The organism is Streptomyces sp. NPDC058459 (assembly GCF_042721685.1).
Taxonomy (GTDB): domain Bacteria; phylum Actinomycetota; class Actinomycetes; order Streptomycetales; family Streptomycetaceae; genus Streptomyces.
In genome coordinates this window covers 1-9,655 of the sequence record NZ_JBHXLV010000238.1, presented here as the reverse complement: position 1 = coordinate 9,655, position 9,655 = coordinate 1, and the positions used below count along the sequence as shown (strand labels likewise).

General features: G+C 67.9%; 8 protein-coding genes. All 8 read left to right on the top strand.

Features of this window, described 5'->3' with window-relative positions:
* The first annotated feature begins 252 nt into the window (after positions 1–252).
* A complete protein-coding gene (locus tag ACFWN1_RS28900) occupies positions 253–501 on the top strand; it encodes a hypothetical protein (RefSeq protein ID WP_384368199.1) in 249 nt (82 codons plus the stop codon).
* A 13-nt stretch (positions 502–514) separates the two neighbouring features.
* A complete protein-coding gene (locus tag ACFWN1_RS28895) occupies positions 515–2,053 on the top strand; it encodes a helix-turn-helix transcriptional regulator (RefSeq protein WP_384368196.1) in 1,539 nt (512 codons plus the stop codon).
* A gap of 18 nt (positions 2,054–2,071) precedes the next feature.
* Positions 2,072–2,644, top strand: a complete 573-nt coding sequence (locus tag ACFWN1_RS28890) for a transcriptional regulator (RefSeq protein ID WP_384368192.1) — start codon at positions 2,072–2,074, stop codon at positions 2,642–2,644.
* A 611-nt stretch (positions 2,645–3,255) separates the two neighbouring features.
* Positions 3,256–4,443, top strand: a complete 1,188-nt coding sequence (locus tag ACFWN1_RS28885; RefSeq protein ID WP_384368189.1) for a nucleoid-associated protein — start codon at positions 3,256–3,258, stop codon at positions 4,441–4,443.
* A 25-nt stretch (positions 4,444–4,468) separates the two neighbouring features.
* On the top strand, positions 4,469–5,473 hold the full coding sequence (locus ACFWN1_RS28880; RefSeq protein ID WP_384368186.1) for a hypothetical protein: 1,005 nt from the start codon (positions 4,469–4,471) through the stop codon (positions 5,471–5,473).
* Positions 5,470–6,099, top strand: coding sequence for a hypothetical protein (locus tag ACFWN1_RS28875; RefSeq protein WP_384368183.1), 630 nt, complete (start codon positions 5,470–5,472; stop codon positions 6,097–6,099). The genes ACFWN1_RS28880 and ACFWN1_RS28875 overlap by 4 nt, the downstream gene beginning before the upstream one ends.
* Before the next feature lie 199 nt (positions 6,100–6,298).
* Positions 6,299–6,811 carry a hypothetical protein gene (locus tag ACFWN1_RS28870; protein WP_384368180.1) on the top strand — a complete coding sequence of 171 codons (513 nt, stop codon included), beginning with the start codon at positions 6,299–6,301 and terminating at the stop codon, positions 6,809–6,811.
* Positions 6,812–6,846: 35 nt separating this feature from the next.
* Positions 6,847–9,369 (top strand): Helicase associated domain protein, encoded by a 2,523-nt coding sequence (locus ACFWN1_RS28865; RefSeq protein WP_384368177.1) that lies wholly within the window; start codon positions 6,847–6,849, stop codon positions 9,367–9,369.
* Positions 9,370–9,655 lie beyond the last annotated feature (286 nt).

Genomic DNA, 9,655 nt, shown 5'->3' with positions numbered 1-9,655 from the left:
GTCTCACGGAGACCGCCCCGCATATGTGTCGCCCCTGGTTGCCGGGGCGGCGACGGGCTCGTGTGTCCGCCGGACGCGTTGGTAACTCTTTAACTTGTTGCGAAGTTACCCGTGCTGCTGGTAACTTCGCAACAAGTTAAAGAGTTTCTTTGCGGGAGGGCGGACGGGGTGCTGCAGATCCAGCTGGGTGCCGAGCGGCCCGCCGGCACCGGCGACGGGCTGGGGCGCGCCACGATCGGATGGCGTCCCGGGATGTCTGAAGACGAAGTCTGGCAGGCGGGGCGCGGCATCTGGAAGTTCAACGCCGACCGGGCTCTGTCCCAGGACGAGGTGCAGATCATCAATACCGGCGGCACGGTGCTCGCCGTCGCGAGGATCACCGGGATCTCCAAGCACGGCGACCGCTACGCCCTTGAGGGCGACCTGCTGCGCGGCGATGCACGGGTGGGCCGCCCCACCCCGTGCCCGCACCTGTCCCGCAACCCCGTCACCTACATCTGAGAGCCGCGGACCGATGAGCGACTTCGACGCGATCGACTCGCTGCTCGCCTCCCTCACCCCCCAGCCCGCGCTCCCCGAAGCTCAGGTGCGCCGTGACCTGCGTGAGCGGGCCGGCCTGTCGAAGGCCCAGGTGGCCCGGACTCTCGGCGTGAGCCCGTCCACGGTCGCGGGGTGGGAGACTGGCCGGGATCCCTCCGGGGAGCTCAGGGCGAAGTACGCCTACCTCTTGGATGGCCTGGCCGCGAAACTCGCACACCCCGCCCCGCCGCCCGCAGACGAAGCCACCGCGCCCCAGCCCGCACTGGACGAGAGCACACCAGCCCCGACACCCGGCGGAGGCCTGGCCGCAGGCGACGACATGGACGACGTCGAAGCTCTGGCCGTGCCCGAGCCGTGTGTCCTGTGCGGGCAGCCCGCCGGCCACCAAGTCGCCGGTTTCCCTCAGCACCTCGACCCTGCCCAGTGCTCAGCGAGAGCCCCCGCACCCGCCGCCCCTGCCAAGCGGCTTCAGGGCCGCACCGCGAAGACGGTGACGACCGTGCCCGCGGGCCGGCGTGTGCGGGCTGCGTCCACCACCGACCCGTCGTCCGACGTGATCGCGGTGGCTGTGGCCGAGGTGCTCGAGGCACATGAGGGCGATGTGGAGGCGGCGACCGCGGCCCTGGTCAAGCAGGCGATCCCGGATGCGATGGCCCTGCTGGACGAGACCCGCAGGGGCGGCCGCTACGCGATCGTCGCCCACCCCTGGATCCCTGACATCCTGCGCAAGCAGTCCGCCCGCGGCGCCGACCAGATCTGGGAGGCCCGCCCCAGGTGGACCCGCCCCGAACTGCCCGCAGGTCGGCATGAGGTGACGGCCCTGGACATCAACGGCGCCTATCTCAGCGCGCTCAAGACGCACCTGCCGCTCGGCCAGCTTGAGCACTCCACCGGCGGCGGGCATGACCGGCGCCGGGCCGGGGTCCACCTGATCACCCCGCCCGCCTGGGAGCACGGCGCGTATCTGCCCAACCCGATCGGCAACCGGGACGAGCCCGGCCCGCTCTGGGTCACCGAGCCCACCCTGCGCCTGTTGCTGCGTCTGTCCGGCCCGAAGTATGCCCTGTGCGAACCCCCCGAGATCCATGAGTCGTTCACCTCGGGTGCGACGGAGAGCCTGCTGGAGAAGTTCCGGATCACTCTCAAGGAGGCCCGGGACCGGGCTATCGCCGAGGGGGACGAGGTGATGTTGGAGTACGTGAAGGCGATGTACTCGAAGTTCGTCTCGACGATGGGGGAGTCGAACTACAACCGGGAGCTGTACCGTCCGGACTGGATGCACCTGATTCGCTCGCAGGCCTTCGCCAACCTCTGGGCCAAAGCCCTCAAGGCGCATGACGCCGGCCTGGCGGTCGTCCGCGTGATGGGCACCGACGAACTTCACGTCACCGGCGACTGGCGGCGTGTCTTCCCGGAAGGCCGTGGAGTTTCCGAAGTGAAGGTCAAGGACGTATACGTCGTCGGCACCGCACCCACCGACCCGGCCGCGGCCGGACCCACCGACGAGAACTGACAGGGGAGGGGAGTTCACGTGCCCGAGCGCACCATTGATTTCGGCAAGTACGGCGCCCAAGGCATCAAGGGCTACGAGGCCGTCGCCCGCCAGCTCGACGCTCTCGCCGAGTTCATCGCTTCTCCGGTCACCACGCGGCGCGGCATGATGGCCCGTCTGCACTACCTCACCCGCACCCCCCGCGCCCGCGCCGCCGCCTACGAGGCGGGCCTGACTGTCACCGACCGCACCGTGAAGGCGTGGCTGGCCGGCACCCGCAATCCCACCCCGCACAACCTCGCCCGGATCGACGCCGCCTACCGCACGGTCCGCCGCCACAACGTCGCCCGCTTCCTCCTGGCCCGCCTCAACCGCACAGGCCGCGGTACCCGCGTCGAGATCCACCCGCTCAATCAGTCCGGCGTGCGACCTTCCCAGCAGCGGGTCGTGGAATTCCGCACTCTTAACATCCGCCGCTGGGAGGCCATCATCGACGCCTGGTCCTCCGGCGATGACCGGGCCCTGGACGACGCCTGGATCGAGCAGATCGTCGACCTCGGCTCGCAGTGGGGCCAGTACGAGTACGTCACCAACATCGGCTTCGCCGCCTAACCCTCCCCATCGCATACGAAAGCCGACCCACACGGCCGAACCGGCCATCGCTGCCCCGCCCGATAGGCCACAGGCTCCCCGGAGGATGGGGGCGTGAATCTGACGCCTGCCGTCGCAGAGACGGGCGGGAACGCGGCGAGTCAAAGGGACTGGCGTGGGGGTATGAAAGCGGATGCCTTTCGGGCACGGCGGAGATCGGGAACGCGGTGGCGCTCAGGACGGGCGGTGCATGCGTCACTTCCAACCCCCTACAACCGGCACCGGCGCACGTGCGACACCACCCCTGGAACCGAAGGAGAATCATGCACGGCCGCCAGTGGACACGTCGGAGAGCGGCGTACGGGATCAGGCTGTCGGCACACTTCATCGCACCGGCGAAGTTCAGCCACCACTCCCGGTATCCCTGCCATGGCCTTCGCACGCTCCGTTACGATGAGCGGCACGATTGCTGGCACGTGACACGGGCAGGCCCAGAACGGGCCCGCTCTGCCCCAGGCCAGGTGATGTCGCACAGACGTACGTCGCGGGCCGGGGCTGGCTCCGCTCCGGACGGCGTCTGGCGAGACGGCGTCCGGCCTACGGGGGTACGGGCGGGATGCGTGGGGTGGGCAGTGCGGACCGACTTCGGGGACCTCGTCGTGGACCAGGCCATCGTCCACGTAGTGCCCAGGAGCGCCCAGGGCGAGGAGCTCTTTCCGCTCCAGCTCAGCCAGACGTTCTGCCGCCTGGACGAAGACGTGCGCTACGAACTCCAGGGCAAACTGCGTGACGTCTTCGCCCGTCTGGGGCGCGAGGTCATCGAGGACCCGGAACTCAAGTCCCCCCTGCCCGACGCGGTCCGCGCCTTCCTCGGCGCTGAACAGGACCTCGTCCAAGTCTCCGGGGAGCTGGCACACGCACTGCGCGACAGCCAAGGAGGAAACAACCCGGCCGGGCTTCTCCTGGTCGCCTCCGCACGCCTGGACGGCCAGCAGGCGCTGCTGATGGTCAAACTCGAGCACGAGACCGGCATGCAGACCAACGAGATCGTCACCGACGGCCTGCGCACCTTCGCCATGCAGTACCTCGATGACCTCCTGCTCACCCAGAAATCCAAGGTGTACAAAGTAGCCCTCTTCTCCGAAGAGGGGCTGGCTGAATCAGGGCTTCAGGGATGGGCCGCAGACCCCCAGACATCGGGCAAGGACGTTGCCCGCTTCTTCCTCGAGAAGTTCCTGGGCTGTCGGCATCAAAACGACCCCAGGGAACTGACCCGCCGCTTCCACGACACCGCGATGAACTGGGTCAACAGCCGCTGCACGGACTCCGACACCCGTATGAACTACGTCCTGGCCACGATGGTGGAACTCCAGAGCCCCACCCCGACACTGGACCCCACAGAGTTCATCCGCACCCACTTGCGCGACGCGCACCAGGCCGACCTCGCCGCGTTCCTCGCCGAGAACGACGTCCCCATCGGCACCTTCGAGAAGAACACCGAACTCATCAGTAACAGGCTCCAGAAAATGCGGGTGGACCTGTCCAACGGTGCCTTCCTCGTCGCCCCGGTAGAAGCCATGCAGGACGGAACCATCCAAGTAGAGGACCTCGGCGACGGCCGGACGACGGTGACAGTCACCTCGACCGTCACCAAGACCAGCAGCGGAGCAGCAGCGGGCCGCCCTCCCAAACCACCCACTCAGCGCCCTGAGCAGCCCACCCAGGCCGAGACACTTCCTGGATTCGAGACAATCCGCGCCCTCCCCAAACAAGCCACGCCTGCCCACAACGGGCACGCGCTCCCACCGGCCCAGGCGTGATGTTCCGCGGCACCCTCCCCAACGCTTGGCCGGGTCAGCCGTGCCCCTGAGCGCCGATGAGGCCTTCCAGCGCTATCAACACGAACGGCCCCGCATCGAAAAGGCAGCCGAGGCAACCAAGGCACACCTGGAGCATCACACCGCCCTCCGCGGGATCGCCTGCGAGGTGACCGCCCGCGCCAAGGAGGTCAGCAGCTTCAACACGAAGATGTACCGCAAGGGCTACACCGACCCCTGGAAGGAAATCACCGACAAGGCCGGCGTACGCGTCATCGTGCCCCACAGAGGTCTGCTCGACCCCGCCCTGGAAATGATCAAAGACTGCCTCGACGTCCGGTGGGTAGAGGACGACCGGGACACTCCCGGCGACGAGGACCGCCTGCGTTACCCCCGTCTGCACGTCCAAGCCGTCATGGTCGGCGGGGAAGAAGACCCCGACGGCAACCCGTACGACTGTGAGATCCAACTGCGCACCGAGGCAGTCGACTTGTGGTCACGCATGTCCCACAAGCTCCTGTACAAGCCCGGCGTCACCCCACCCCCCGATGTCAGACGCTCGCTGTACCGTCTGATTGCCCTGGTCGAACTATTCGACCTCGAGGTCGAACGGGGGGTAGAAGCCATGGCACAGCACCCTGACCTTGCACGCAGCAACCACCTCCTCAACACGGCCGAACAGATCTACCGCACCTTCACTGACCACCCCTACAGCACCGACCTGTCCCACGAAGTCATCGACACCCTCTCCCAGACCATCGACGACACCACCGCCTACAGCGAGCAACTCACCCAGTTCACCGAACGCTTCCGCGAGCGTCTCGAACGTGCCTACACCGAGTACGGACCCACCAGCGCCCTTTTCCTCAAGCACGGCCGCTACCTGCTGGCCAGCCAGCCAGAAAGCCTGATCATCTTTGAACGGCTATCCCAGATCCGTTCCCGCTTCGACCTGCACATCGCCTGGAAGAACAGCGAGCTACCAGACAGCATGATCACCGACATGGCCCAGATCTGGGGAGTCGCCCTATGACGGGCCCAACACAGCCCGAGCCCCCAGCCCTCGCGGCCGCCACCGCGATGTTCATCGAGGTCCTCGTGGTCGGCATCGGCGCGCTCACCGCAGCCGTGCTCCTCCTCATTGCTCTGATCGGCCCAGCTACCACGGCCAAACTCGCCCCCCTAGCGGGCTCGTCCGCAGTGGCCGGAGCAGCGCTCGCCGCCGCCTACGCCCTGGGCATCCTCATCGACCGGGCAGCCGATACCGCCCTCACGCCGCACCGCCGGCGGCTGCGCACCCGCTTCTTCCCCTCCAACACCGCCTACGCCCAAGCACGCTTGCGCCTGGCCGACTTCCCGGTCTTGGCAGCCCGGGCGGACTACGCGCGCTCCCGCATGCGGATCTGCCGCGGATGGGCCCTTAACACCCTGGCCCTGACCCTCACTGCGGTCCTGGCCATGCTGCGCTACTCCTTCGAGCACCGCCTGCTCATCCTCTGCGCCACCACCGTCTTCGGCCTGGCGACCGCCTTCGGCTTCTACCGTGCCTGGCATGCTCTCACCACGACGGGCTATCGCAAACTCGCCGAACAGACCGCCACGCCCGCGGCCAGCCAACCAGTGCCCGCCCAGCCTCAGCCCGGTCCTGCATCGCCCTGAGGCATCCGCCTGCGCATGTCATGCAACGAAGCCGGACGTGCGGTCGAAGAAGGGGCGCGGTGGCCTCGGCGAGGTGCCGCAGGGCGGAGGAGCGGGCGGGCGCCCTCCGTACTAGAAGATCTACCGCTGTGCGGCGTGTTCGTTGTTCTACGGCCGCCGCGCATCCAGGGCGCGCGACGATGAACTGTGATGCCGGGAAATGAGCCTGTTGGAGGATGCCGTGGAGAAAGTCGTGATCGGCGCTGATCATGTGCACACTGCGGCCACGGTCCGCCGTCGGCAGCGCACGTTCGTGCCGCCGTCCGAGTTGCACTCGCACCTCGCGGCCAAGGACGACACCGCTCTGCTGGACCAGCTGTTCTACGCGACGGTGGACGAATGCCCTGATCCCAACTGCCGCCCGCTCCTCCTCGACCGCGTCGCGGCCGATGCGACCGCGACGCGCAAGCTGGTCAACTGGGCCTGCCACATCGCCTCCGAGATGTACGGCAGGCTTCCCGCGGAGCTGGTGGACGAAGACGAGGCGGCGACAACCGTCTTCCGCCCCTCACCCCTCTTCTGCCGACTCGCCGCGGAATACCACAATCCCGGGTCGGCCTTCGACGCCGTGTACGCCACGTATGACACCGCTCAGCGCCGTCAGGTGGCAGACAATGCTGTCGCTCTGGTCGACGGATTCCAGGTGTGGTGGACCGACTTCCTCTACCAGTGACACCCGCCCGCCCCACCCCTGCGAACCTTCCGCAGATGCTCCCGAGGACCCGCCTGATGGCCATCGACCCCAGCTCTGTCGTCCCGGACACCTGCACGCCCGGGGCCGGCACCTTCGCGTCTGTCCGCCGTACGCTGCGCGCGGATCAGCAGGCGGCGGTGGACAGCGGGGTACGCGGTCTGAGGAAGCCCGGGAGCCGCGGGCACATGGTCTCCGCGTGCGGAACGGGCAAGACATTGATCGCGCTGAGGACGGCCGAGGCTCTCGGCATCCAGTTCCTGCTGGTGGTAGTGCCCTCCAGGGATCTGATCGCGCAGTGGGCGGCAGCGGCCCGCACAGACGGCAGGACCGAGTCGTTGATGGCGGTGTCGTCGCTCAACGCGGACAGGCATCCCGTGCTGGCCGAAGCAGGCGCGAGCAGTACGGGGTCGGGGGAGTACCTGGCGTACTGGCTGGCCCAGCGTGCCAAGAAGAACGAGCCGGCAACCGTGTTCGTGACCCTCGACTCGCTCCCGCGGATCGAGGAGGTCCAGCACTCCGTCTTCCCGGCTCCGGTCTTCGATCTCGCGATCGTGGACGAGGCGCACCGCACCGCGGGTAGTTGGGACAAGGAATGGACGGTGATCCATGACTCCTCCCGGATCCGCACGAAGCGCCGCCTGTATCTGACCGCCACACCCTATGAGTGGGAGGCGCCGCGCTTGGCCGAGGCCCCGGATGCCCGCCCGCGCCCGAAGCGGACCGCGTCGACCGTACCGGCGTGGGAGTCCCCGTCCCTGATCGCCTCGATGGACGATCCGAAGGTGTTCGGCCCCCGCCTGCACACCTACACCCACGCCGAGGCGATCGAGGACGGTGTCCTGGCCGACTACCAGCTCCTCGTCCCCACGATCACCGACACCGACCTGCGCACGGTCCTGACCGACCCCGACGGCGCGCACACCGGCTTCGCCCCGACCGCGCGCCGGACGACCGCTCTGCACCTGGCCGTCCTCAAAGCGATGACCGAGCACGATCTCAGGCATGTGATCGTCTACTTCCAGCAGGTCGCGGACGCCGCGGACTTCGCCCGCCAGTTCGGCCACACCCTGCGCACCCTCCCACCCGAGCAGCGCCCGCCCTGGGCCGGCACCCTGTCCGTCTCCTCGATCAACGGCAACCACACACCTGATCAGCGCGCGAAACTCCTCGACCGGTTCGCGAGCGCCGACCGTGCTGTGATCACCAACGCCCAGGTCCTGTCCGAGGGGATCGACCTGCCGGCCGTCGACGCGATCGTCTTCGCCTCACGCACCGAGAGCGTGCGCCGGATCGTCCAGGCCCTGGGCCGAGCCCTGCGCAAACCCCCCACCGTCGACGTGAAGACCGCGAGCCTGGTCATCCCCGCCTACACCCCACCCGACTCCGACCCCACCGACCTCCTCGACACCCCCTACGAAGCCCTCTGGCTGATCACCGCAGCACTGCGCCACCACGACCAGACCATCGCCGCCCGCGCCCCGCGCAAGACCACCACGCACCGCCTGGACAGTGCCACCCACCGCCTCCTCACCCGCCGGTTCCGCTTCGACTTCACCCTCGCCCCCCACGCGATCGCCCAAGCGATGGACCTGCTGGCCTGGCCCTCCGCTGGCGCGGTGCTCTCCGCACCCCGCCGCGCCGGCCTGGCAGCCGCCACCCGCTACCACACAGAACACGACCACCTGAAGGTCCCGGTTGACTACACCGACGCCTACGGCTACCACCTGGGAGTCTTCATCGCAGGCCAGCGCACCGCCCACCGCCGAGGCACCCTGACTGCCGACTGGATTGCTGAACTCGACGCACTCGGCATGATCTGGGACGAGCACGAAGCCGCCTTCGAGGGCAACATGACCCTCATCGAGGCCTTCCACGCCGAACACGGCCACCTCGCCATCCCTGCCCAGGATCCCGGCGGCCAGTTCCTCGTCGACCAACGCGGCCTCGCCCGCAAAGGCCAACTCCCAAAGCCCCGCCACACGCGTCTGACCGCCCTCGACCCCGACTGGCTCCTCCCGTACGGACCCGACTGGCACCGCAAATACCACCTCCTGGCCCGCCACCTCCAGACCGGACGCGACCCCGCAACTCTGCGCCGCGACACCATGATTGACGGTGTGAAAGCCGGCACCTGGCTGCACCGCCAACTCACCACCTGGAGCACTCTCGATGACGGCCAGCGCCACCTCCTGGTCCGCCTCGGCCTGACCCCCAACCACATTGCCCTGACCACGACGAAGACCATCACCCCCGCCACACCCAGCACTCCCAGAACCAGGAAACGCCGCTCCTTCGAACAGACAGCCACCCTGCTGCGCGCCTTCGTGGAACGGCACGGCCGTCCTCCTGGCGCCCGGGAGGGGATCGACGTTGACGGAGAGCGCGTGATGATCGGCCCCTGGCTCTGCAAGACCCGCACCACCCAGAAGAACGGCCAACTCTCCGAGAACAGAAGCCAGTTGATCCAGAGCATCCTCCGCGAAGCCGACGTCGTTCCTCCGGAAGAGGAGCGCCCCGGATTCTCAGAGATCCCGTAACTTTTCTGCTCACAGTTCCGCTAAGGAAGCACCCCGGAAGTGCTACTGTGGGGGACTCCAGCAGGGGAGGCTCAGGTTCGGAGGGGGAGCGCCCCTCGCCGCAGAGCGCGACCCGTATCCGCGTGATTCCCGCAAACTCGAGCAGCCTTGACATACCCTCACTTCTGCAGCCAGCTACAGGAGTTCGCGGAGCGAACTCCGCCGAGAGACCGCGGAGCGGGATCTCAGCCGGCCACGAAGCGGCCGGCCTACGTCACGGAGTGACGTAGTGTCAGCGATGCGGAGC

Excerpts from the sequence above, each read along its gene's own strand:
- ACFWN1_RS28900 (WP_384368199.1), top strand. The coding sequence starts at position 253 with ATGTCTGAAGACGAAGTCTGGCAGGCGGGGCGCGGCATCTGGAAGTTC.
- ACFWN1_RS28895 (WP_384368196.1), top strand. The coding sequence starts at position 515 with ATGAGCGACTTCGACGCGATCGACTCGCTGCTCGCCTCCCTCACCCCC.
- ACFWN1_RS28875 (WP_384368183.1), top strand. The coding sequence starts at position 5,470 with ATGACGGGCCCAACACAGCCCGAGCCCCCAGCCCTCGCGGCCGCCACC.
- ACFWN1_RS28865 (WP_384368177.1), top strand. The coding sequence starts at position 6,847 with ATGCTCCCGAGGACCCGCCTGATGGCCATCGACCCCAGCTCTGTCGTC.
- ACFWN1_RS28870 (WP_384368180.1), top strand. The coding sequence starts at position 6,299 with ATGAGCCTGTTGGAGGATGCCGTGGAGAAAGTCGTGATCGGCGCTGAT.